Below are 24,013 nucleotides of genomic sequence, written 5' to 3' on the forward strand. Positions count from 1 at the left end.
GTGGCTCTCTGTTAGGTGGTAAAGGTGATGGCGGGAGCGAAATTGAGCTGCGAGCGGACGCTGCTCCAGGTATCGAACGCAGCTGCTCGTACGTAGTACCTTGTTCCGGGGGCAAGCCCGGTGATTTGCCCGGCGACCGAAGCACCCTGATAACCAATGGTGCCGGTGATCGTCGGGTCAAACCCGGCCGTAGTCGCGTACACGAACATGTAGCCCGCCGTGTCCGGCGCAGTGCTGGCACTGCAACTGACGTTTGCAGTGGTGCCGCTTACCGTCGCGGCGGTGCCCGTGACTGCCGGCGGCGCGGTATTTACCACCACCAATGCCGCGACAGGTGCGCTACCCGCAGCGTTTCGCTCAACCACTTCCACTCGATAGCTGCGAACCAATGGAGCGTCGACCATGGCGTCAGCCAATTGGTAAGTGAAGGTTGTGCTGGTAGTGGCCACTTCACGCAACAGGGCGTTCGTGCCAGCGTTGCGGATCCTAACCAGGCGATCTGCCGCGTGCGCCCCTGCAGTCCAACCAACGGTGAAGTAAGGCGCCTCAAAGGCCCCCACCAACTGCAACCCTTGGGCAGCGCCCGGCACGACTCGCACTGGCGACAATGTGATGCTGTAGGGGGTCACATCGGCTAAGTCCTCTGAGGCACGGCCGAACACGTTGAATGAGCGGAACTTCACCCACACCGTTTTTCCGATTTGATCCGCGGTGTAGCTGTACTTCCAGATCGCGTCATCAAGTCGCACAAACTGAGCGTCCACCGGATGATTGGAGACAGACGACCCAAGGCGGCCACGACGCAAGTACTGCAAGTTATAGGCGCCCGGCCCCGTGAGGGCAGCGTCCCGATAGCTGATCAACTCGCCATCGATCCAACACAAGGTGGCACCGCTATCGGCCTCAGCGGTGGTCGCCGCCGTCAATTGATCGGCAACCGAAAGCTTTACCGACAAGGTGTTGACCGTATCCGGATCCCCACCAGGCGGTAACGGCGCTGTGAGCCGGCCGATACGGGAGCGACCATAAACGGTCTCAACCATTCGATAGCTGTCACCGTCGGCGCTGATCCAGATATCACAGCCGCCCCACGCCTCACCGGCGCCGGCGACCGCACCCCATACCTGAGTCTCCCCCGGCAACAGTAGGCTTTCTGGTGGGTTGAAGATAATCGGCGGCAGCACTGGCCCAGGTGCAGCGTTCTGATTGCCTTGGTAACCGGTCTTGCTCTGCACTGGATAATTTGGTGCGCTGCCCGTCCCCAGCAACGCATCCTCGGCCACAACCGCGAGCTTGCCGTCTTCATCTTCCTCGACCGAGATCAAGCGGACCAGGCGGCGGTCAAGCTTCAACGCCGGCTCGGTGATCGTGACCAGATCCATCGGCTCAAGCAGCACATGCTGCCAGCCGAGGGAAAAATGGTATTCGTTGCGGATATACAGCTTGCGCTGCACCAGCAGCTGCGCCGAGTGCGACGCAATGGCCGTATTGCAGATCTCGTACGCCTTGATGGTGTCCATCGGCTTGGACCCGAACTGCTCGATGGCAGCCTGATCCGGTGCGCGCACCACGTCCGTGTTGTACTCGTGATCGCGATCGAGGATCTCCAGCGACACTTCATTGTAGCTGTCGGCCTGGCTCTTGATCTTCAACTGGACCGGTGGCTCGCCCTCTTCCGTCAAAAAGTCATCATCCGTGAGGTGCGCCACGGGCGTGACATTCGGATACCAGGTCACACCGTTACCGGTGACCACCTGATCACCAAATGGGATCACCTTCATTTTGCCGGCTGACCAGATCACCTCGCTGTTGGTCAGTTGCAACCAGCGCGTGATGGCTTCGCTGCACGGGGCCTGCTCATCCAATACCGGGCTGAGCAACAGGTTCTCGGCCAGGCAGTAATCCCGGTAACTGCTCAGGTCATCAATCCAACGCGGATCAAAGCCTATGCCGTCCAGCGGATCCAGCAGTAGCCCGGGCAGAAAGAGCCCCGGGTTGGCGTCGGGCAAGCCTGGCACCTGGTAGGGACCATCAACCTCAAAGGTGTGGTTCTGCACGCCGGCGTTATCGTTGAGCAGGTAGCGCGCGGCGTAAACGTACGACGTGTCCGAATAGGCGATCGCCTCGGTCGGGTGCTTTGTCTCAAGGTAACCCCAGACCGGCTGGTCTGCAGTGCCCGGCATAAAGCTGAATCCGATCTGTGCCAGCGCTGACTGCGTGACGCCATCGACAACCTTGTCGGCAAAGACCTCCTTGTCACGAAAGATCCGCCGCACCGAGCTGAGCTGGCCCCGGCCGATACCGAGGATGATCGCCGCATAGTAGGTATAGGTGGTGTCTTTCTGTGTGGCCCCGCCGCCGCCCTTCCCGCCGGTCTTGGTCTTGGTGGTCTTTGCGACCGCATCGAAGTCGGTGTAGTAGATCAGGTTGGGACTGATCCGGTTGCGGCCGGCAATCCAGGCGATGGGTTTGCCACTGGCACTGCTCTGGATCTGCAGCGCGTTGATGCGTGTTGCGCTGTTGGAAATTGAACTACTGCTCCCTCCCCCCATCACTGCCTCCAAAACTATTGAGTGTGTAATAACGCACCGGCCTGCTGGCCAGTCGCTCTTCGCGCATATCGGCCACCTCCACACCAATATCTAAAAAGGCGTGAATGACGCGGTGTTCATCAATGATCACTGCCCCATGGCTGTAGGTGCGGCCAAACTTCCAGATGGCGACGTCTCCGGGTTGCGGGGTTTCGACTTCGCGCCCGTACTCTTCCAGCCAGCTCAGGTACAGCTCCTTGCTGCGGTGCAGATGCCAGTCTTGGGCATAGGCGCCAGGATCGATCCAGGGGAGAAGGCCGACGGCGTGATACACCTCGATCAGCAGCCAGGCGCAGTCCACGCCAACGCCCAGCAGGTGCTGACGGTGCTGATAAGGTGTCCTGAGCCAGCGCCTCGCCTGGGCAATGACAGCTTCGCGCTGCTGCAGCTCCAGCTCGGTCATACGGAGGTCTCCGCCACGGGGATAAAGGGCATGCCGCGATAACGCCCGCGGTTGCCGAACTTGTTGGTGCAGACGTCCAGCGTGCGCGGGCAACCGGGATAAATCAGGAATTGATCCCCCGGCTGTGGCTCAGCCGGCAGCCCGAGAATCACCGTGACGGCACCGTCAGCCGTCTGGCGACGGACAGTGCGCGAAACGCCGGCATTGCCGCCGTTTACGAACCGGATCACGCCTTGGTCAAACCAACCGTTTTCAGCGCCGATATCGGTACGAATGCGCAGACCGCTCGCGGCCTCCAGCACCGAACCCGCAGTTTCGAACAGAGAGCGATTAACGCCGCAATCGGCGCTGTAAACCGTCCGCAGGCACCCAGGCTGATAGACCCCCTTAGGCACCTTGGTATCGAGCAGCTCCATCGGTGATTTGACCGAGAACGTCGCCTGCTCGCGATCAGCAGGATCAACCTCGGCAACCCGCCCAATGAAGCGCAACACCGTACCGACCACTGGCGCCGCCCAATCGGGCATAAACGCCCGAGACAGGCTCAACGACGCGCCATCGAAACCACCACCGGCGATGAAGGCCAGAATCGGCTCCCCCAGTAAAGTGTCCTCAACGCCGGCGTAGAGAGTGACGCTCAAGGTATCGACCTCAACCCCTCGGACTGTGCGGATCCCGGTGCGTTTGAGCAGCGGCCCGGACGCCGAGTAGTTCGCACCGTCAGCGAACAACTGCACGCCGGCGTCGGTGTAACGCAGTACCTGGCCACTCGCCAGGGTGATGGTGTACAGATCGGCCATCACAAAGCTTCGGGCCGTGGACAGAAACTGTCTCAACTCGGGACTGACATCGATCATGGTTTGATGCTCGTGAAAGAGACGTTTTTCATCTCCCAAATCCGCTCGAACGGCTGAGCGCCGTCGAGCGAATCTGAGTCGTATGCACAGCGGAAAAAGAAGGCGCCAGTCCATTCCAGCGCCTGGCCCAATGCGGGCACTTGGTCGAAGGTGACCTGGCCGAGGGCATCGACGTTGTAGGCCGTCACAGACACTCCCGCGACGGTCAGCAGATCAATGTTGACCACCCCGTAAACGGGTTCGACCCACCCTTCAATGGCCCGCGTCAGCTGAAACGTTCGGGTAACCCCGTCGCCAAAGCCAAAGCGGTGCTTGGTCACCTGGTGATCGGTCCTGTCGAAATACAGAAAGTCCTCGAACTGCCCTTTGCGGCGATTGAAGAACGCCACCAGCCGCGACCATTCGTCCAGGCCGGGACGCTTGCGTACCGCGTTGTAGTTGATCTGGAACGTCCAGAAAGGCGCCGGGTAATACGCGGTGGTACGGCGCCGGCCGCTGGCTGACTTTTGCACCCCCGTGCTCCAGGCCGGGGATTTTTTGGCGAGGAACGTTTGCCCGGGCATATAGGGCAAAACATCCTCCGCCATAACACCGCGATCCGGTAAACCGGCAATCCAACGCGCTGGAAAAAATGGCCCGAGCAGCATGAATTCTCCTTATGCCTTGAGGGCACCGTTGCGCTGCAGCTTCTGCATTTCGAGAGCAAACACCCGTGCATTGCGCCGAATGTCCGCCGGCGTCAGTCGGCCGCTGCTGTCGTGATAGTGATAGCCACCGCCGCCACCGCCGCCCAACTGGCCATCGCCGTTTGCAGCCTGGCGAATCACGTTGGCGTACTGCTTGGGCAGAACCATTTCCTGCTCGTGGAGCTGGGTCATTGGGTTCACCCCGGCTGGAATGTCGTAGCCGCCTTCAGCAGAGGCCACGTTCTTGATCAGGCCGAATACGAACGCACCGGCTGCAACCCCGGCAGCAACGCCCAACGCCGGCCCGATGATCGGGATTGCAGACATTGCTGCAAACGCACCCGCGATAGCCTGGTAAGCGCTGGAAATAATGTTGCTGATGGTGGCAGCACCCCAGACCGCCACGGACATCGCGGCGCCTCCGATCTCGGCTGCTGTTCGCAACCCGACGCCGGTTACGGTCGCTCCGGTTTTTGCCGTTTCACCGAACACCCATGCCATCAAAGGCTTGGTGACCATGTTTTCGACAAATGCGGTACCGACGCTGCCAAAAATCCCTTTCAGCAACCCCTGAGTACTCATGGTGCCGGTGAGGATCCCGTTCATCCCGCTCGACCAGCTGGACTGCAAACTCCCCATCATCCCGGTCCAGTTGCTCTGGGATTCCATGGTTTGCTGCCGGCTGAGCACGGCCAAGCTGTTGCGGTGGGTTTGCTCCAAAGCGAGGATCTGCTGCTGGACCTGCTGCAGGGCAACCGGGTTGCGGTCGGGATCCTGGTCCAGCAGCGCCTTGCGTTGCGCCAAAGCTTCAGCCTCGATCGCGTACCGCTGTTTTTCGAACTCTGCCTGAGATTGCAGCAACTGCCCCTGAGTGATCAGGTTGGCCTGCAGGTCCAGTTGGGCCATCTGTTCAGCATGTGCAACGTCGGTCAGCCGGGATTGCTTATCGGCGGCATATTCCTGTTGCTTCATGTTGGTGATTTGTTGCTGTTTCTCCCGCTCGATGGCGACCACCTCAGAAGCGGCCCTGCGGTATTCCTGACTGTCCTGGCCATAAAGCTGCCGGCTGCGCTCCAGCGCCTGCTGAGCGATGTTCAAGCGTGCGTCCATGTTGTTGCGGTATTGCTGCGCCTGGGCCTGCAGATCGGCGAATGCCTTGCCTTCATCCTGACGACGCAATGACCCCAACGCAGTCAGGTAATTGCGCTGCACACCCAGCCGTTCCTTGGCCGTCAGGTCTGTGCGCTTGAGGATCCCTTGCCAGTAATCCGCTTCCTGCTGCTGCGAGAATTGGAGAAACGTGCCCTGCTCGGCCTGCTGCTGGGCATGCGCGACCTTTTGCGCATCCAGCGCTTCGGACCATTCGCTGACTCGCGAGGTTACTTTGCCGGGCGTTGTAGCAGGGGTATCAGTTTTCTTCGGTGGTGTTGTCGTCTCCTCGACCTTTTTTCGATGCTCAATTGCGGCGGCATAGCCGGCTTCAAGCTTCGTCAACCGCGCAATTTCAAGTCCGTAGGGAGTTGGGCTGGATCTACCTTGCTGCGCCGGCTTGAAGAGAGCCGTATTGCCAGTGGCCGCCATCTGGGCAACCTTTCGCCTTTGTTCCTCAATGCGTGCAGAACGGGAGCTAATTCCCGCGTCCACCTCATCGATCTTGTTGGAGACCAACTGCATGTTTTCCAGCAGCAGGCGCTCTTCCACTAATGCAGCTTCTAGCGGCGCCTTGCTACCGTTACCGCGCGGGCCAGGCTTAAAGTCCTTGAGTATGGCCTCATAGCGAGCGACGTTTGCTGCGACCTCTTCGACAGTCGCCCCAACCCCTGACATCCCTTTCAACAGGTTGTTGAACCAACTTGCAGTTTCGGCGAGCCGCTTGTTCAGGCTGACAAAGACCGGTTCCAAAATCGTACCGATGGTGACTTGAAGTTCATTGCTTTTCGAGTCGAGCTCCGCCTGACTGCCGGTCAACCCCTCTGCAGCTTTTGCAGCGTTACCAACCTGCGCTTCCGTCTCTTTCATCACCCCGTTGTATTCAGCCGTGATCTTTTGGGAATCGGACAACTTGTCACGAGTGGTTCCGATACTTTTGGCGTACTCCTCCCACATTTTGGCAACGTTCTTTGTAACGCCGGCGTTGTCGACCAGCACCGAGTTTTCGTTCTTCAAACCCTCGGTAGCCGTCACTACAGCCTCGGAAAGACTGAGATTTGCCTGCCGGTTAAACGCTGCGGCATCTTTCAGCCGCGTGATAACTCCCACAGCCTGATCAACGCTGTATCCTCGACTTAACAAGTTTTGCAGCGCCTTTGCCGAGTCACCTACGCTGATCAACCCATCAGCGGCCAACTTATTGGCTTCATCCATCGCACGGCCGATACCGACACCCGCGTGGTTGGCCACAGCCTCAAGGCCACGGTAAGCGGCCTGCTGTTGAATTGCTGCGTCCTTACTGTCACCGACGAGTTGCTTCACCTTAAAAGCGCCCAGCGCAAACACGCCGATCAGGCCAGCAGCAACGCTGGAAAGCCCAGTTCGCATGATGGCACTGACGCCCCCTAAAGCATCATTTACTGCTGGGCCAAAACGGCTTAGTTGTGTTTGGCTTCCCACCATCTCGGTGTTGATGGCCCGCAGTTCACGACTGAAGGTCGTTCGCGCATCACGCATGTTCCGCTCAATACTTTCGATTGCGCGGTCAAAGCCTTGAGTGCCGGCAGTGAACTGGTACGCAATATTTCTATCCATGCCGGAGCCTCATATCGCAGGTAATAAAAAACCCCGCCGAAGCGAGGTTTTGTTAAAACGTTAAACTTACTTAGGACAAACCATTTGATAAATACGATCAAATGTATCCGGCGAGTCTTCTTTAAATTTCACAGAGGCGCCTGTACTGAAAAACTTCTGATACCCAGCGTAACCCCCATACTTATTTTTGGAATTTGCCTCTCCGCACACGACCATATTTCCATTAGGTAACGTGTTTGCGTAGACGCCTTGAAACTTAACAGCGTCAGGATCTTTAAGGCGAGCCTTAACCAAGTTTTTAGCAAGGGCGATTTGTTTGAACTCTTTATCAGCATCTGCCTGCGCACTGAAAGCAATCACCCCAAGCATTAAAGTAACCAAAAAACGCATTAAATAGCCTCCCTGTTGTGGACCGGGGAGGCTAACGCGGCAACGCTATCGCGTCCAGACTCTAGCCAGACGCCACAAATGCATCCAGCGCCCCACGCAGATGCTCAGGCAGTTCACTGCGCATATCCACAGCCATTGCCGCTAGGTTGCTCGCCAGATCAGGCGCATCCGTGACGTCTTCTGCCGGTTTGTAGCCAATGTACCCGGCCACCAGCACATGAACCGGTGGATGGTGCCGCCAGTAGTCCGTCATATGGCCCACCATCACCATGTCCCAGTCACGCCGCAGCGTGACCGGGCTTTGTCCCGTACTGGCGATCAGGTGTGCGTAGAGCTGGCCCCAGTCAAAGGGGCCTGGCCTTCCCCCAGCTCTGGCTCCGTCACTTCCAGCCCCGACGCGCCCATCACAGCGTTGAGAGCTTCACGCATGTTGCCGAGGTCCAGCAGTCTGGCCACTTCCGAGCGCTCCATTTCGGGGTAGTTTCGACGAAGTGCTGCATGAGTAGCGTCGATCACGGTGGCGATACTGTCCTTGTCCATGTTGCCGGCCATGACCCGGTTAATCCGGTCCAGCAACTGCTCCAGGTCGCCCAGCGTCAGCGGCGGAATAACCAGGGACTTACCCGGGAAGGGGAAGGCGACGCCTGGGATATTAACGACGGTCATTCGCTGGAACTCCAGTAAGCGACTTCGCCAAACTCGTCGGCATAGCCGGTGAATTCAAAGTCAGGGATGGTGTAGTCGTCCTGCTTGGTCGAAAGACTCAACTTATTGCTGACGAAGTTGGGCACGCGGACGTAGATAGATTTGCCCTTGTATTTCAGGTACAGCTCGCCCTGGAAGACCGGCATATCGCCCATCGGCAAGTTGCGCACCGAGAGGCTCTTGCCGGTGGCGACCGAGTAGCGATAGTCGATAAACACCGGCACGCCGACGTCTACAGCGGCGAACGCGTATTCACCGGTACCAGCGTCAAAGGTGTATTCCCCTTTCGCCGGCGCCGCCAGGACACGGGTGAAGGGAGCTGCGCCACCGCCGCGAACCCCCAAGTCACCCGACAGCAAACCAGCACCTGGTGCGGCGACAATGATCTTGCCACCCGCCGGGATGTCCTGAGGCGTGGTCGCGTGGTGCACCAGCACCTGACCGGACTGCAGGGTTTGCCCGAACACCAGCGCGTTCATTTGCGACAGGCTGATCTGGGCGGCCTTGGCCTTGCCGGACAGCTTGCCCTGGCCACGCGCAGCATCGACGGCGAACTGCTCGCTACCAAACAACTCCTTGGAGTCGTACGACAGATCAACCGATGCTTCCTGCATGATGCCCAGCAGGATCGGGGTGGGTGACGCCAAGGCGTTGCCATAGGCGTCCATCAGCGGGGTGGCGTAAAACAACCCACTGCCGAATGCAATTTGCATAATTTATTCCTCAGTAATAGGTGGGGCCGGTGGTCAAGTCGCCGGTGTTGCACAAGTAGGTAAAGCGATAGCGGACCAGGCAGTTGCCGGCGGTGTTGTCCCCTTCGTCCTCGATCCAATCGATGTAAAACCGCTGGACCCGATCGGCTTCCGGGAAAGCGTCCTCGGTGGCCAGCACCGCGTGCACGGCGACCTTCACAAGGTCAGCCACCTGGTCCCAGGCGTCTCCGGTCACAGTGTCTTCCCGGGCGATGATTTCCACCGTCAGTTCGAACTGGTTGCGATCAACGGCAAAGCTTTCCCGTTCGGTGGTTTCGAGGCTGGGACGCAGCACGATCGCAGGCGTCATGTCGCGGGTAATCGCCTCGGTACGACTGCGGAAAACACGATCAGCCGCCGGCGTACCGGCAGCTTTGATCAGCGCCTGCGCCTTGGAGACGATGCGGTCTTGGATCGAGGGCATGGGTTAAACCTTGGTGAGAGAAGCCAGGCTGAAGGCGCCGTCATCGATCATCCGGCGGTCGCGGACCCGGTAGGACACGCCACCGACGGTGATCAGCTTCGAATTGTTGATGCCGAGGCGTTCAGCCTCGGCGGTGATGACCAGGATCTCGTAGCTGGTGGACTGGCTGTTGGTGCCTCCCATGCTGTGGATCTCATCCGGCATGTCACGCGCCGCCAGAAACGGCTCACCATCAACAATCCCGCCGACGTCGAAGTCCTCAAGGAAACCCCTGAGGTCTTCGTCAAGCATCGGGGTTCACCTTCGACTTACGCCCACCATCGTTTGCCGGAGCCGGTGGGAGTTCGGCGACCACAACTTCCAACTGGTGGCGGAAGCGATCAGCCACATCGTCCGGCAGTTCGACCACATCACCTTGGCCGACCAAGGTGTTGTCTGGACGGCGGAAAGAGCCAGATTTCACGGTGTAGGATTTATTCGGCATCGCCGGTTCCTCCAGCTTTATCCACTTTCTCAAGCCGCTGATCCAGCGCCTTGTCCGGCTCACCGGGTACCACGATCACCTCCCCGACTTTGAACTGGACAGGCTCCAGGATGGTGTAGCGCCCCTTTTTCTTTTCGACGGGCTCCAGGCAGTGCTTTCGGGCGCTTGCCTGGGGGTCTGTCAGGATCAACTCACCACCGTAAAGGGTGATGGTCTCTGTCACGCGGTATTTCGGCATATCAGTGTCCTCGATGAGGTGGCAGGCCGACCGGCTTATGCCACCAGCTGGTTAAGGACCGCGTACTGCCAACGACCAAAACCGACGTTGCGCCAGGTGTCGACACCGTATTGGTGAGCGTCGTTATCGAACTCGTATTCCGAGCCTTCCGCCTTCGCCTTCATGGCCACGTCGGTTTCCTGCTGGCGGATAAACGCTTTCAAACGGCCATCGGTACGCAGGGTCACGAACTTGTCCTGCCAGGTATTCAGTCGGACATTGCCTACAACCCGAACCACAACGTTGTCGGGCATAACAATCTCGTTAATGTTCGTGCCGCGCGGAACGCTCAAAGCTGACTGAGCAACGCTCAACAGGTTGAACGGCACCATCACCAGGAACTCGCGGGCCAGTTCGTTGATGGGTTCACCCTGATCATCCTTGAGGCTGGTGAGCTGGGTCACAGACCGGGCAACTGCCTGCTGGAATTCCTCGACACTCGGTCGAGTTGGCGTGCCATGAACAGCCGCCGCCAGCTCGGAAAGCTTGGTGGTGATTTTGTTCGACTGCACGCCGCTCTGGCCTTCTTCGTGGTCAACGTCGAAGAAGTACTGGCCGTCGTAGCAGACCTGGGTTTCGCCGTTGACCAGCAGTACCGAGAGCAGCTTGGCCCAGTGGGCATTCGTGCGGTCGGCCAGCTCACCGAGCCGGATCCGCAACTGCCCGGTCTTGTCGCGGCGCAGCTCCTTGACCAGAACCTCAATGGTTGCTTCGAAGTGCAGGTTTTCGATTTCGAGGTCAGCACCGATGAAGCCTTTGGCATGACGACCGCCGATCCACTCACGCAGCGTCGGAACCATGCCGATCCACGGATAGGTTTCTTTGGCCTGGTCGGAATCGAACAGGTTGGATACGGCGTCAATCCAAGTCGCCCCCACATTCTGTTCGAGCAATTCGTAAAACATGCCGATGACGGCACGGCTGGAAAGTACTTCAGCACCCATGGGTGATTCTCCTGAAGAAGGATACGGTCAAAAAAGGAAGGTTTGGGTGTTGCGTTAGGGCGCGACGGGCACTGGCTGGGCGGCGAACTTGACGATGCCGACGCCAGAGCGGACAAAACGGTGAACATGGCCGACCAGGCTATTCCCGGCCGCTGTCAGCAGAAACGCGCCGCTGTCGCTGGCATAGACGCGCTTTCCGATATCGGCAAGCGCCAGAGCGGCAACGGGCAGTTCAATTTTGCCTTCTTCGCGAAGGCGTACGCGCGCGGCCGCAGCGGCGCCGGTGCGATTGTCGACGCCGCGATCAGCGAAACCGACAAACAGATCACCAGCCGCCAGAGGGCGCGCCAGGCCACTGGCGGCGATGATGCCAACGGCCGATCCTTCGAAGATCTGCACACCGGCGGCAACGGACAAGTCGTTGATGGTGCCGATCTCGTAGGCGCGGGGGGTATCAAGTGTAAGAGGCATGGGATTCTCCAGAGCCAGGGTTTGAGGGACTTACCAGGTGCTTACTTTTTCAGAACCTTGACCAAACCTCGGTCGGTGGCCTTGCGATAACCGTGGTAGGCCTCGAAAGTGCCAAACTCGGCGCGCAGTTCCTTATCGCCATCCCAGGTCGCTTTGGCACGCTCTTCCAAGGGCGCCTCCGGATCCTCTTCGGCGGCAACTGGTGCAGCCGGTGGCGTGGGTGCGTTGGGTACCGGCGCAGGGGCCTGGCTGCGAATGTCGGCAAGAGCAGTGGCGCGCTTGGACTTTTCGGCACCAATCACCTGTGCAGCCGCCTCGGCGCCGCTGGTTTTGCCATCGAACTTGAGACTGGCGATCAGCTCTTCATGCCCGGGCAAAGCGGCCGCCTCGACTGCCTTGATGCGATCGCACTCGGCGCGAGCGCCAGCTGCATGTGCGTCATGCTCCAGGCTGGCAAGCAATTCCGCGTGATTCGCGGCCAGATATTCACGAGTGATGGCCGGCTTGTCGGTGGTTGGAGCTGGTACGGTGCTGCTGTTTGGTGCGGACATGGATCGATCTCCAGAGGGACTGCCGTTGAATTCGGCGATAAGGTTTTCAAGGGTGGATTCACGGTCGGCCATGCCCAGTTCCACGGCATCCGAGCCAATCCGCATGTCGCCCTGGCCAAAGTCAGCCAGGACGGTTTCAACACTGAGGCTGCGATAATTAGCGACGTCCTCGACGAAGATGTCGGTCAGGCGGTCGACGTGGGCCTGCGCGACAGCGCGGCCTGATTCGGTACCGAAGTCCGGCCGCTTTTTCGGGCTTTGGCTGCTGACGATTTCGAAGCTGCCGTCGTCGCCGTTCTTGCGCACCGTCAACACGGTGCCGATGGATCCCACAGCGCCGGTACGGCTCATGACGATTTCATGGGCCGCTGCCGCCATCCAGTAACCGGCACTGGCCGCGTTGCCCGACACATAGGCCACCACCCGCTTGGGAGACGCGCGGATCATCTGAGCGAACTCAGCGATGCCGCTGGCAATACCGCCCGGTGTATCCATCACCAGGATGATGGTGTCGGTCCGAGGATCGTCGACGGCATTGGTGAACTCTTTGGCCAGGACATCCAGCGAGGTTGCACCGGACAGCGCCGTGAACAAGTTGGCGTAGCGGAACACAGGGCCGGTGACGGGCAGCAAGGCAACGTTTCCACGCTGAGTCACGGCACGGCTGTTCTGCAGGGGCTTGCCTTGCCTGGCTTCCAGGGCTTCGGGGCCTTCATGTTCCCGACGCGCAATGGCGGTGATGGTCTGCAGCATGTCCGGGGTGATGGCCCAGGGCTCGCGTGACACCAAGTCGAACGCCGTCACCCGGTGCACGGGTGCATCGGTTGGGTTGTCGCTCATAGTTAGGTCCGTTCAGGTAGGCCGGGATTGGCCGGCGGTTCATTGTCCGGGCGGGCCGTCGGTGAAGCTGATAGCCCGTCATCGCGGCGGCGCTTCACTTCCAGGGCGCGCTGTTCGTGGTTTTCCTGCCAGTCGCTGCCGTCGTAGAGCATGGATTCCTTCGCCAGCGTGCTGACGCCGATATCGATCCGCTTTTCAGCGGCGTTGATATCCTTCAGCGGATCTACGGTGCCAGGACCGTCGCCCACCCACAGCGAACCGCAGTAGGCATAGCGGAGTAGCGGGTGATCGAAAAACCCGGGGGCCTCGATATCACCCTGCGCAATGGCCTCTTCAAGCCAATGCTCGTACACCGGCTGGCAGAAGTGTGAGCCCAGGAAGTCGCGGCAACCGCGAACGAACTGCCACGCTTCCATGACGGCTGCACGCGCGGCGGTATAGCTCGCAGTGAAGTGCTTGATCAGAACCTCATAGGGCAATTCCAGGGCCATGCCGATCTGGCGCAGCATCGCCAGCACGAACGGGTCAAACGCCATGTTTGGCCGGCCTGGGGCTGCAGTGTCGATGGACGCGCCGTCGTCCAGCTCGGCGACAATGCCACCACTAAGCGAACCGTCCCAACCACCCTCTTCCCTTCCTGCAGGCCGGTCTCCGCCGACTGGCGTGTTGCCGGTGGCAGCAGATGCCAGTGGGCTCAGGCTCCCGCCTGCCCCAGGCTTGATGAACACTGCGAAGAACGCCGACACCACCGCGGCTTCCAGCTCGGCATCGGTGTAGCGGTCCAACTGCTTGAGCTTTTCGATCACCGGCGCCAAGTACGGCACACCCCGTGGCTGGCCCACCCGGCGGCGGCGGTATACGTGCAACAACACCCGACCGCCGCGCTCGTTGAAGAACGGACGCTCATCCCATACCCGTTCTTTAACGCCCAGCGCGCCTGGGTGGCTGCGCAGGATGTGAGCCTTGATCGGCGCGCCGTCGGCATCACGTTCAATACCGGCGGTGAGGGTTTCCGTATCAGCCTTGCCCGACGGGTTGCAGATCCGGTCGGCTTCAATGAGCTGGATACACGCCGAGTAGTGATGACCAGGCCGCTCCTTGTGGGTCAACAGCGGAAACACATCACCGCTGCTCAGTACCGAACGCCACGTCAGATCCTGCAAGCCATAGAAGTTTTGCTCGCGGGTGATGTCGCAGCAGGTGGTTTCCGCCCAGGACTTGAAGAGCGATTCAGTCTTGCGCTGCCACTCCCTGGCCTGATCTTCATCCCAGCCGAGGATCTGGCGATTCACCACGGACTTGAGCGCCAAGCCGGTACCGACCGTTTTAGTCGTTACCGTGTTGATCGCACCGCCGCCGATGGGGTTGTTGCGCTCAAGGTCACGGCAACGCTCGCGAAGCGTGGGCAAGTCAGGCAGCAAGTCAGCCGCCGCACTGCCGGCGGCTGGGTTCCAAGCACTCAACGAGCGCTTGGCCTTCGACGCGCCGCTGTAACCGCCCAGCGCGGTCATGGTGAGGCGGGCATGCATGCGCTTGGCGCCGCGTTCAGGGCTCAACCAGGTGATGGCCTTGTCGAGCAGTGTTGGTTCTGGGGCTTTCGGTGCGCGGCTCATCGCGGCGTGATCCCACGCAGGACAATCCCCCGTGGCCGGCCGCTTTCCAGGCCATCAACTTGCTTCTGCCAGTAGTCGATCGTTTTGGTGATCTCGGCAAGGTCAGCGTACTCCAGCTGGCGGGTGCCGATCCGGTAGCTTTGCTTCTGGCTGACCTTCATGCTCGCATCGAGCCAGGCTTGGAGCTGGCCCTGCGCTTGTTCCAGGGTGATAGCCATGATTAATTCCTGCGTTGGGAGAGCACACGCATTGCACTGCGGCGCCCAGAAACAACTCTCCCGCCAGCAGGCGGGAGATCGGGGGGTTCAACGGGTGGCGGTGGTTCAGGGGTCGCCCCTTCGGTTTCGGGATTGGCCTCGGCCTCAGGCCTAACTGGTTCGGGCTGGTCAAACAAACCACCCTGGCGGATCTGGGCATCGAGCGCCGCCCAGTCCTGCTCCTGCAGCAGATGCGTTTTCAGGGAGCGGGCTGCGTGCAGCGCGTAGGTTTCACAGTCCGTGCCTTCGTTCGGCTCGCCGGCCTTCTTCTGCCACACCTTGCGGTAGTGGTGTCGACGGCTGGGTGCCTTCACTTCGGCGGTGATTTGCCGGAAGTAGTCCGGGCGCACCGTCTTGTAAAAGTGCATCCGACCAGGGCCATCCCCCGTCAGCGGCAACCGGCCCTCAATCCACAGATCCTTGGCCCGCGAAGTGCCGACGATGTAGGGGCGAAGGCCGTATTTGGAGGCCTTCTGCTCTTTGTCGGTATCGACGCCCTGCCGAGGAGCGCTGAAGATCTCCCGGCGTTCGTCGTCGCGGGTGTTGCCTCGCTCGCTCGCGCCTTTGATCGCCATCACGCCACTACGTTGGTGCTTACGACAGAACGCATAAGCCGCGTCCTGGGTGATCGTGCCGTCGGAGGTGTCGAGCGAAGTCGCCAACACTTTCAACTTGGCGCCGCAGGCGTGGGGAATCGCCGCAAACAACAGCTTTTCCAGATCCAACCAGACGCCCTGGTCTGGCAGCACCACTTCGCCGTAGATTTCGCCCCAGTAAAGCAACCAGGATTCCTCACCCCGGCCCCAAGCCCGCATCACCACCGCCAGGCGATCGTGCTGCACGTCGACACCGGCGGTGACCACAATGCCGCCCATGGGCACGTACATCTCCGGGTAGTCCTCTGCGCGTTCGGCCAGCTTGTCAGCTTCGGGCAGATCAGACTTGTACTCGTAGGCCCGGCCTTGCTTCTGGTTAACGAACTTGATCAGCAGCGACAGGTCGCCCATCGACGCCCGGTGCTCGGCGTTGAGTTTTTCGCGCACGATGTCGGCCAGGCTGGTGCCGGGCAAACAGGCATACAGTTCATTCAGCTCAATGAACCCGGCGCGCCCGGCGAAGGGCTTGGTCGGAACCCAACCGCAGTAGGGGTCTCCAGCTTCGACCGCATTGAACACCGTGTTGCGGATGTTCTCTTTACGCTGGTAGTCGTCCCAGATCTCGCCGCAGTGCGGGCAGCCATAGCCGGCGGTATCAGGATCCGCGCGGCCGTAGATATCATGGGGGGTTGCTTCTTCCTCAATGTCGAGCCACTTGATATGAGCGAAGTCCAGCACATGCGCCTGGCCGCAGGAATGGCAGATAACCGGCAGTACCCGGCAATCGGTCTGTGCAAGGCGCGCCTCGGTCTTGCTCGCGCCCTTGATTGCCGGCGTCCCGCCAACCAGCATCTTAGAGCCGGGATAGCGCTTGCCTCGCTCTTCCAACAGGGCGATCGCATCGCCCTGCCCCTTCACGTCGTCGCTGGTATCGTCCGGTTCCTCTACCACCGACAAGCCCACAGAAGACGTGGATTTGACGTTGCCCGGGGAGTTGGACGCGACCAGTTTGAGGAACCCGCCTGGAAAGGTCTTATGGTCCCATCGGTTGCCCGATGTGCGGCTGACGTCCACCGGCATGAGCTTCGCCACCTCGGTATTCGCGTTGACGCCAAACTTGAGCTTTTCGTCGTGAAAGTTCTTGCCGTCCTTTTCCTTGGCAAACAGGATCATGATCGGACGCGGCAGGTTGTGGATGAACTTGAACAGGTAGCCGATCAGGAACCACGTCCAGCCGATCTGCGCCGCTTTCATCAGGTCAACTTCGCTCACCCGAGGATCGTCCAGGGCGGCGGCGACGCCGAGAAAGTACGGCGTGTATTGGAAGTCGTAGAGCCCGTGCAGCACACCGCTCTCGGCGGGCAGGTAAAACTCGGTGCTCATGTAATGCGCGGTCGGGATATCACGGGGCGGGTTGAATTTCCCCGCTGCTGCCGACAAGCTCCGCGCCAAGTTTTCGCGCGTAGCCTGCAATTCGCTCGGTTGTAGGTCCAGCAACTTTGGCCACCACTGTTCGATCTACCGTGAGTTTCTGCACGTTCTCGATTTCCTGAATGATTCGTTCAAGGCCGCCCAGGTATTCCCGGTTTGCGAAGCTGGCCCAGTCGGACAGCACCCGCTCGGCCTCACTTGCCGGGATCAGTGATCTCAGTTTTTCGTGATAAGCCAACCGTCCGTTTGCCGACTTCTGTTGCAGGTCATCGATGCGCGCTCTGTTGAGCTGTTCCAGCTGGCTGCCGCCACGCCCAGCGGCTTTTCCGCGCAGGTCGCGGATGTAGGCCGTCCGGATCTCATCCAGGCTTGCGGTCTGCCAGTCCAGGTCCAACGCCTTGAGCACATCGCGTGCATTTCGCTCGCTCATGTCCAGGTGATCAGCGACTTCACGTTGGGTTTGCATGGTCTTGTCCTATTGCCGACATGGAAGCGGAACCCCCTATGTCAGGTTGAATCTGTGAAAAAGTCGGGGTTCGAATTACCCCGTTGGCCCCGGTGTCCGGAAGGACCCATTGCTTTCGGGGCACATATGTCTCTGTCAAGCCTAAATCCTGCCAACTCATTGAAATATCGCCACTTTTTGAGAAAAAAAGCACGAAACCGACAGGATGTTAGCTCCTTTCCATCTCCCGAGCCAGGGCACGCCGGAACAGCGGTTCGAACTCGGCTTGGGCCACGCGATTGGCAACCCCGTAGAAGTCAAAGCGCCGTCGATACGTCGGGCGTTTGACGAAGATCAAGATGGGCCTGGCACCGTTGCCGACCCGCTGCCAGATACCGCGAGGTCCGGTGCCGTTACCAGGCCGACCCACGAAGTAGTCCGGTGCATTGCGGTTGCGCCGCTGGCTTCGTTTCGTGCGGTTAGCCATGAAGCCCGAAACCCGCTCTGCGGCACCGAGGGCGGAAAGGATCTGCACGATCTGGCCGCGACTGATGTTCCCGTTGCCATCCATTCGGGCGCGCCGACCTGTTACTGCGTACATGTCCGCTGGCATCAAGCCGTAATGGATCAGCGCCTTCTCAAAGCGCTTGTGCGGGCGGTTGCCACCGTCCATGTGCACCGGCAAATACTTGGATGCGGGAACACCTGAGCTGGCTTCGTCCTTGACCCACACCCGTGCGTACAGCCGGGTGACCGTGGCGCTGCGCTTGAAGATAGAGTTCAACGTCCAACGTGTGGGGCGATCGAACACCCGGGCCAGTTCGGCTTTCTCGGCAGCCTGGACGCGCTCCGCCGTGAAGGTCAGCGCCTTGGCTGCTGCCGTTGGCACCTTCGACCGGCTGATGCCGCGCATCTCCCTGACGATCTGATCGATGTTGTCACGCATCTCAAGCCGCATCATGGCCCTGGCTCCTTGAGGGTTAACGCCCTACATCACCGTTTACCGCTGCTGACTCACTCAGGCCCAGCCGCTTGGCTGTCCACCGCTCGTACAGCCCAATGGCAACGTCAGCACCTGCCATCGCCGTAAGGCATCCCAACGCGCCTGAGGTCCAAATCGACATGCCCGCCGCGTAAAGCAGCATGATCGCTGACACGCCGCACACAACGCAGGCGCCTGACCGAAGAGCCAACCGCCGGACCAGGGCCCAGCCCCGTGCCCCTTCCTTGTCTGCGCGCCACATCTCCCCGGACACACCACCTACCAAGGCCAGAACAATCACTAACCAGATCGGCATCTCTGCCAGCGCTTGCTGCTCGTTTGTCATTGCCTTACCCCATAAACGCAAAAACCCGGCGCAATGGCCGGGTTTAGTGTGGTGGTGAGTCCCGCTGCTTGCGGTCGCACCTATCGAAGATGGGTACTTTTTACAGGTGGATTTTACTGGCAGCAAGCTGGTTTTAATGCCATGGCGCAATACGGGTGCAATACGGGTAGGACGCAGGTGCAACGGAGGTACAACGCATTCAATCGGCTATCGCTTCTGGTGCCCTGTCCTGCCTGTCCCACTATTCAGAATCGAAGTAAGACAGCTACAGGCGCCTAAATTCGGGGCTTCGTCCTACTGTCCTACCTTATTTAACTTTCTCTTGTGTGTAGAGAGATAGCTAAAAGCACGCGTTCGCGCCATGGGCGCGACTACGTGCCCGCTATGCTCATGTGTGCGTGGGGCGGGTGACGGTTGGACGGTAGGACAGACCAGCAACGGCGCGGCCTGCGCCCGTCCAACTGCGATAAATGCGAGTCGGACAAGGCGGGACAGTAGGACAGATGCACGCGGAGTGACGCCGAGGGTCATGCAGCTTTCCCCATCAGCATTCCTTCGATGAACACATGGGCGTCATGCAGCCGCATGTAATAGGTTCTTGAGCTGCAGGCGCAGTGCAACAGCTTCTGCGAGAGGAAGCTTTCATGGTTGCAGTAGTGCTCCCAAACGACCAGGGCAAGACGGGGCGGCAGGTGCTTCTTGACGATCAGCTCGATATCCACTGATTCATCCAGCAGCACCCGACTGCCGCGGGTGCCGCGTATCAGCTCACCCTTGCACTCCATCAGCATAGCGATCATGTTGCCGCCACTCGGCCCGCCAGTGTTCTCCGGCACAGGAGAATGCAGATCCTGCGCCCACAGCTTGAGCATTTCGTCGATTCGCTTAATCAAAGCAAGGCTCCTCGATCACCGACTGTTGCAACGCAGACGCACGCCCCCAGCCCGCAGGTTTTTCATAGGCCCACGGCCGCACGCCGCTTTTCGGCAATGCCGGCATTCGCCGCTTGCGCCAACCCAGCCGGTGCATGATCGCGCCGACCCGCATCTGCTCCGGCTTGCCCCAATGGCCGAAATCCAGCTTCAGCGCCTGGGTCAGGATCTCGTTGCCGGTTGCAGTTTCGCCAATCTGCGACTCTTCCAACCAGGTCAGGATTGGACCTTCCCATTCATCAACCACGAAGCGCTCGTCCTGGGCCTCGGCGAACATCCAGGATTCGTCCTTGGTCACCCACCAGATATCGCCGGCTTCAAAGCAGAACAGCGCCTCAGCCCATAGCTGGTCGCGGATCTCGCGCAGGGTATCCAGGTCAACCTTGTTGCAGAACACCGGCCAATAACGACGATTGCCCGTGGCGTCCTTGAGGTATTCCTCTTGGTTGGTGGTACCTACGAACACACACTGGCGTGGCACGTCATTTGTTCGGCGGCCATAGCTCTCGCGGTAGGTGTCGGTGGACGCCGAGAAGAACTGTTTAGCCTTGGTACTTTCCGCCTTGTTGAAACTGTCCAGTTCCCCCAGCTCAACGATCCACTTGCCGCGAATCGCCTGGAAGCTGTCCTTGTCGCCGAGGGCAAAAGGCGTGTCCATAAACCACTCGCCACCCAGTACGCCCATGGCCGTGGACTTACCAGCGCCCTGCCCACCTTCGAGAATCATCACCGAATCAGCCTTACAGCCCGGGCGCATCACACGGGCAACCGCCGAGATCGGCCAGCGCTTTCCGACCTTGGCCGAGTACTCCGTAGGCTGGACGCCCAGCACATCGGTCAGCCAGGTTTCCAGCCGAGGCACGCGGTCCCATATTAGTTTCTCCAGGTACTCGCGCACCGGGTGGAAGGAATGGTCGTGAGCAACTACGCTGACCGCCTCGATCACATGGGACGCCTTGACCCGCAGGTTGTACTGCTGCGCAAGCCACTTCATCACCCGCATGTCATCGATGTCGGCCCAATCGCCGGCACCGCCGCCAAAGGGCGCGGACCGCAGCTTGACGATCTTGGAGCTGAACACGCTGTAGCCGATGACGCCAGCCCAGCGTTCGTCATTGCCCAGGATCAGTTCGACGTTTTGCATGTGCGCGATCAGGGAGCCATTTTCGGTACGGGCAAGCTGGTCCTTCCAACCACCAGCTGCTGGAGGCTTGACCACTGCCAGCACCTGGCGGCGGACAGCCTCCAATCCTTCGGCGATGTGCAGGTCGTTGAAATCGGTCCACTTGATTTCTCGCTCGCCGGAGAAGACGGGGGCGACTACCTGACCACCGACGATCAGTGCAGCGTTGCTGGCCTTCTCTTCGCCGGGGTTCCAAGGATCGCCGCTGGGGCGTTTGGTCTTCCAGTCATCATCGCGACAGATGATCAGCGGGCAGCCAGGGAAGCGCTCGCGCATGGCCTTAGAGACTGGCAACAGGTTGCCAGCATCGAAGGCGATGGCGACCGTCAGCGAAGTCGCCATGTGCAGGCTGGCGCCCGTGGCGTAACCCTCACACACCAGCACTGGCTCACCCGGTTCAGGGTGCGGGCCGATCAAGTGGAAGGCACCCTCTTTCGACATGCCGTAGGGCCAGTAGGCCTTGTCACGCCCGGTGTCTTCTTGCTTTGCCGGGAAGATAACCTGCAGGCCGACGATCTGGTCGCGCACGTTGCACATAGGCACCAAAAACGCGCCGGTACGTGGCGCATAGCGCACCTTGAAGCCGACGATCTGCTTTCGATCCAGGTAGGCACTCTTACCCTTCTCGGGCATGCGCTTGAACAGAGCCGCTGCACGGCTGGCCGCTCGACGTGAGGCATTCGCCGCGACCTCGGCAGCCTTGCGCTTGGCCTCTTCCTGGCGAGCGCGCATGACTTCGCGCTCCTCAGGGCTCATACGTCCAGCCTTGACCTTGATCTTCTGAGACTCACCGGACCGCCAATCACCGAAGCTGCCGAAGATCAACGTTCCGTTCTTCTCGGTGAGATGCTCATGGACCACGTACCAGCCGTTTTTTTCCTTGCCCGTGTCCTGGGTGGTTTTGCAACGGGTTAGCTTGCCGAACACCAAGGGTTGATCAGGCTCCAAGCCGTAATCAGAGAATTGATTGAGTACCTCATCGAGCATGGCGGGCCTTCCTGGCTTCGTCGATGGACTGGCAGGCCACACACTGGGTGCAACCAGGGATCGCAACACGGCGTGCCAACGGGATCGGCGTGTCGCAGCTTTCGCAGAACATGAACGAATGTGCAGCAGTAGCCGTTTTATTCGCATTGCGCGCCGCGAGCGCCTGATCCATCCGCTCTTGCACCAGGTCGTTGGCAAAATCGATAACGTCAGCCACGGTCGGTACCCCGCGTAGTCTGGTTGACATACTTGGCGCGGTTGAACATACCCAGCAGCCCCTGAATACCGCGAAAGACCTGCAGGCGAATCTCGGCCAGTTCCTGATCACTGACGACACCGTCGCCAATGCTCTTGGCCCACGTATCAGCCAAATCAGCCACCTGACGGAAGTACGAAGCAATACCTGTGGTGAGGGTCTCGGGCATGTCACAGGTATAGGTTTCAGCCAGCTCCTGCCATGTGGTATCGCCGACCAGGGCATGCACCGCATCAAGAATGCGGCGATCCTTGGTCAGTTCGAGGATCTCGCCGAACTCCTGAATGTTTACGGCGTGAGACGGATGGGTGGGAGACAGCTTGTGCTGCAGCGTGGTGGCATTACGGCCGGTGGTGGCGGCGATTGCGGCAGCACCGCCGGGATAGTCCCGTGCGGCGTGGTACAGGGCTAATTCGAGCGTAAGGACCTCCCTTTGCGCTCGATCAACACAGCTTAAAGCTATTCGGCTCATGGCATTATTCCTACAAGGTTGCCAGTGCCCCGCGACATGCAGTGGTGGTACATTTGCCGCGTGGCTTGAAAGGGCCCAAAACGCCGGCTAGATCTAGGGATCGAACCGGCACCGTGCCGAGGCGAACAATCCGTTGTTCACCTCTGGCGCAACAGCTGCCCAATCTGTGGTGGAAAAGGCAGCAACCCAAGACATCCGTGTCTTGGTAGCGCGGTAAAGAGAGGTGGTTAGCATGTGGTGTGCCCGCAACTCTTTATCGCGACCCGACAGCACTGTGGTGGTGTGTGCCGGGGGGAACTGGGCGGCCCTTGGGTCGCCTTTTTTCTATCTACGCTGCAGCTTTCTGAGGGGCCGATGCGGTGAGCAGCCATGCAGCGTCAAACGCATTGCCCCTCTGCCTTGCAGCGTTCGCCAAAAGTGCGGCGTATTGGGTTTCACCGGTGTAATCGGTGCGGGGAAGACTGGCAGCCAAGCGCCATTTATTGAGCGCCTGATAGCTCCTTTCACACACCTTGGCGGCGGCACCGATGCCGCCTGCTGCTTCAAATGCAAACGCGATGGCGTTCGGAAAATCGGCGGGGTCCAACATGGCAACCTCCATTTATCAACTCACGGTTGATATTAACATCAACTGACTATTGCGCAACCCCTGTGAGAGTATCAACTCATGGTTGATAAGAACGAGATACGGGCAGCTTTCACGGCGCGCCTTCACGAAGCACTCAACGATGCCGGTGTACGCACCCGGGGACGCGGGGCGGATATTCACAGTCAACTGGTGAAGGTCGGAGCCGAAAAAAGCCCGCAAGCCATCAGCAAATGGCTAAATGGCGACTCCATACCTGAGGCAGATAGCATGGCAGTGCTGTGCTCATGGTTGAAGGTTCGCCGGGAATGGTTGGAATATGGCGTGCTGCCAAAAGAGCAAACAGGGAACGGGAATGTCCACCAAATTGGAGTTGCGGGCGAGAGCAATGTCCGCGAGATAACTCGGCGTTTCGGAAAAGTCCCGTTGATTTCGTGGGTACAGGCAGGTGCGTGGTGCGAATCAAATTTTGAGGAACATGACGGCGAGTCCTGGCTGTCCTGCCCTGTGCCTATAAGTGAGAGCGGATATGCACTTAAAGTACTAGGTGACTCCATGACGAATCCTGGACCTGGCAGAAGTTATCCAACAGGATGCATTATCTTTGTAGACCCTGAAGTTAAAACCAAGACAGGTGATCGAGTGATCGCGAGGGTTCCACGCACCAATGAAGCCACCTTTAAAATCTTGGTAGAAGATGCAGGGCGCCAATTCTTGAGGCCTATCAATCCGCAATATCCAATCATTGACATTACGGAAGAAACACACATCTGCGGCAAAGTAGTGGGCTCATTCATCCCTGAGTAA

28 protein-coding genes are annotated in these 24,013 nt (G+C 59.6%); 1 reads left to right on the forward strand and 27 read right to left on the reverse strand.

The genetic code is table 11. The features are described 5' to 3' along the window. Nucleotides 1-11: 11 nt before the first annotated feature. From HX811_RS02970 to HX811_RS03100, 27 genes are all read right to left on the reverse strand, one after another. The gene (locus HX811_RS02970) at nt 12-2,552 is read right to left on the reverse strand and encodes a phage tail protein (protein WP_177044657.1); all 2,541 of its coding nucleotides are present in this window, start codon (nt 2,550-2,552) and stop codon (nt 12-14) included. Then, on the reverse strand, nt 2,533-2,994 hold the full coding sequence (locus HX811_RS02975) for an NlpC/P60 family protein (protein ID WP_177044659.1): 462 nt from the start codon (nt 2,992-2,994) through the stop codon (nt 2,533-2,535). Before HX811_RS02975 ends, HX811_RS02970 begins: the two co-directional genes overlap by 20 nt. Beyond that, complete coding sequence (locus tag HX811_RS02980; RefSeq protein WP_177044661.1) at nt 2,991-3,851, reverse strand: DUF2163 domain-containing protein; 861 nt, start codon at nt 3,849-3,851, stop codon at nt 2,991-2,993. The genes HX811_RS02975 and HX811_RS02980 overlap by 4 nt, the downstream gene beginning before the upstream one ends. Beyond that, complete coding sequence (locus tag HX811_RS02985) at nt 3,848-4,498, reverse strand: DUF2460 domain-containing protein (protein WP_177044663.1); 651 nt, start codon at nt 4,496-4,498, stop codon at nt 3,848-3,850. Before HX811_RS02985 ends, HX811_RS02980 begins: the two co-directional genes overlap by 4 nt. Before the next feature lie 9 nt (nt 4,499-4,507). After that, nucleotides 4,508-7,282: a hypothetical protein gene (locus HX811_RS02990; protein ID WP_177044665.1), complete on the reverse strand. Its 2,775-nt coding sequence runs from the start codon at nt 7,280-7,282 to the stop codon at nt 4,508-4,510. Between the two features lie 66 nt (nt 7,283-7,348). Further along, a complete protein-coding gene (locus tag HX811_RS02995; protein ID WP_177044667.1) occupies nt 7,349-7,672 on the reverse strand; it encodes a hypothetical protein in 324 nt (107 codons plus the stop codon). 61 nt (nt 7,673-7,733) lie between these two features. After that, the gene (locus HX811_RS03000) at nt 7,734-7,925 is read right to left on the reverse strand and encodes a hypothetical protein (protein WP_177044669.1); all 192 of its coding nucleotides are present in this window, start codon (nt 7,923-7,925) and stop codon (nt 7,734-7,736) included. A gap of 65 nt (nt 7,926-7,990) precedes the next feature. Further along, nucleotides 7,991-8,338: a hypothetical protein gene (locus tag HX811_RS03005; protein WP_177044672.1), complete on the reverse strand. Its 348-nt coding sequence runs from the start codon at nt 8,336-8,338 to the stop codon at nt 7,991-7,993. Continuing rightward, entirely contained in the window at nt 8,335-9,090 is a 756-nt protein-coding gene (locus HX811_RS03010) for a hypothetical protein (protein ID WP_177044674.1), read from the reverse strand. Before HX811_RS03010 ends, HX811_RS03005 begins: the two co-directional genes overlap by 4 nt. A gap of 10 nt (nt 9,091-9,100) precedes the next feature. After that, on the reverse strand, nt 9,101-9,553 hold the full coding sequence (locus tag HX811_RS03015) for a hypothetical protein (RefSeq protein WP_177044676.1): 453 nt from the start codon (nt 9,551-9,553) through the stop codon (nt 9,101-9,103). A gap of 3 nt (nt 9,554-9,556) precedes the next feature. Beyond that, nucleotides 9,557-9,844 (reverse strand): hypothetical protein, encoded by a 288-nt coding sequence (locus HX811_RS03020; protein WP_177044677.1) that lies wholly within the window; start codon nt 9,842-9,844, stop codon nt 9,557-9,559. Continuing rightward, nucleotides 9,837-10,037 carry a hypothetical protein gene (locus tag HX811_RS03025; RefSeq protein ID WP_177044679.1) on the reverse strand — a complete coding sequence of 67 codons (201 nt, stop codon included), beginning with the start codon at nt 10,035-10,037 and terminating at the stop codon, nt 9,837-9,839. The genes HX811_RS03020 and HX811_RS03025 overlap by 8 nt, the downstream gene beginning before the upstream one ends. Then, complete coding sequence (locus HX811_RS03030) at nt 10,027-10,275, reverse strand: hypothetical protein (RefSeq protein WP_177044681.1); 249 nt, start codon at nt 10,273-10,275, stop codon at nt 10,027-10,029. The genes HX811_RS03025 and HX811_RS03030 overlap by 11 nt, the downstream gene beginning before the upstream one ends. A 35-nt stretch (nt 10,276-10,310) precedes the next feature. Next, nucleotides 10,311-11,258, reverse strand: coding sequence for a Mu-like prophage major head subunit gpT family protein (locus HX811_RS03035; protein ID WP_177044684.1), 948 nt, complete (start codon nt 11,256-11,258; stop codon nt 10,311-10,313). Between the two features lie 54 nt (nt 11,259-11,312). After that, the gene (locus HX811_RS03040; RefSeq protein ID WP_177044686.1) at nt 11,313-11,729 is read right to left on the reverse strand and encodes a cytoplasmic protein; all 417 of its coding nucleotides are present in this window, start codon (nt 11,727-11,729) and stop codon (nt 11,313-11,315) included. Nucleotides 11,730-11,770: 41 nt separating this feature from the next. Continuing rightward, on the reverse strand, nt 11,771-13,120 hold the full coding sequence (locus HX811_RS03045; protein ID WP_177044688.1) for a S49 family peptidase: 1,350 nt from the start codon (nt 13,118-13,120) through the stop codon (nt 11,771-11,773). A 2-nt stretch (nt 13,121-13,122) separates the two neighbouring features. Then, nucleotides 13,123-14,733 carry a phage portal protein gene (locus tag HX811_RS03050; RefSeq protein WP_177044691.1) on the reverse strand — a complete coding sequence of 537 codons (1,611 nt, stop codon included), beginning with the start codon at nt 14,731-14,733 and terminating at the stop codon, nt 13,123-13,125. Next, entirely contained in the window at nt 14,730-14,951 is a 222-nt protein-coding gene (locus HX811_RS03055; RefSeq protein ID WP_032892955.1) for a DUF6148 family protein, read from the reverse strand. The genes HX811_RS03050 and HX811_RS03055 overlap by 4 nt, the downstream gene beginning before the upstream one ends. A gap of 2 nt (nt 14,952-14,953) precedes the next feature. Beyond that, nucleotides 14,954-16,969: a phage terminase large subunit family protein gene (locus HX811_RS03060; protein ID WP_177044693.1), complete on the reverse strand. Its 2,016-nt coding sequence runs from the start codon at nt 16,967-16,969 to the stop codon at nt 14,954-14,956. A 19-nt stretch (nt 16,970-16,988) separates the two neighbouring features. Beyond that, on the reverse strand, nt 16,989-17,483 hold the full coding sequence (locus HX811_RS03065) for a hypothetical protein (protein WP_032892956.1): 495 nt from the start codon (nt 17,481-17,483) through the stop codon (nt 16,989-16,991). Between the two features lie 208 nt (nt 17,484-17,691). After that, a complete protein-coding gene (locus tag HX811_RS03070) occupies nt 17,692-18,423 on the reverse strand; it encodes a hypothetical protein (protein ID WP_177044695.1) in 732 nt (243 codons plus the stop codon). Nucleotides 18,424-18,442: 19 nt separating this feature from the next. After that, nucleotides 18,443-18,790, reverse strand: coding sequence for a phage holin family protein (locus HX811_RS03075; protein WP_032892960.1), 348 nt, complete (start codon nt 18,788-18,790; stop codon nt 18,443-18,445). A gap of 527 nt (nt 18,791-19,317) precedes the next feature. After that, nucleotides 19,318-19,683 (reverse strand): hypothetical protein, encoded by a 366-nt coding sequence (locus HX811_RS03080; RefSeq protein WP_177044697.1) that lies wholly within the window; start codon nt 19,681-19,683, stop codon nt 19,318-19,320. Continuing rightward, nucleotides 19,676-21,892 carry a VapE domain-containing protein gene (locus HX811_RS03085; protein WP_177044699.1) on the reverse strand — a complete coding sequence of 739 codons (2,217 nt, stop codon included), beginning with the start codon at nt 21,890-21,892 and terminating at the stop codon, nt 19,676-19,678. Before HX811_RS03085 ends, HX811_RS03080 begins: the two co-directional genes overlap by 8 nt. Next, nucleotides 21,882-22,109, reverse strand: coding sequence for a TraR/DksA family transcriptional regulator (locus HX811_RS03090; RefSeq protein WP_177041805.1), 228 nt, complete (start codon nt 22,107-22,109; stop codon nt 21,882-21,884). Before HX811_RS03090 ends, HX811_RS03085 begins: the two co-directional genes overlap by 11 nt. Further along, nucleotides 22,102-22,620, reverse strand: coding sequence for a phage regulatory CII family protein (locus HX811_RS03095; protein ID WP_177044700.1), 519 nt, complete (start codon nt 22,618-22,620; stop codon nt 22,102-22,104). The genes HX811_RS03090 and HX811_RS03095 overlap by 8 nt, the downstream gene beginning before the upstream one ends. A gap of 328 nt (nt 22,621-22,948) precedes the next feature. Next, nucleotides 22,949-23,209 carry a hypothetical protein gene (locus HX811_RS03100; RefSeq protein WP_177044702.1) on the reverse strand — a complete coding sequence of 87 codons (261 nt, stop codon included), beginning with the start codon at nt 23,207-23,209 and terminating at the stop codon, nt 22,949-22,951. 78 nt (nt 23,210-23,287) lie between these two features. Here HX811_RS03100 and HX811_RS03105 point away from each other — a divergent pair, with 78 nt between their 5' ends. Then, entirely contained in the window at nt 23,288-24,013 is a 726-nt protein-coding gene (locus tag HX811_RS03105) for a LexA family transcriptional regulator (RefSeq protein ID WP_177041799.1), read from the forward strand.

This window comes from Pseudomonas sp. F8002 (assembly GCF_013385495.1).
Lineage (GTDB): Bacteria > Pseudomonadota > Gammaproteobacteria > Pseudomonadales > Pseudomonadaceae > Aquipseudomonas.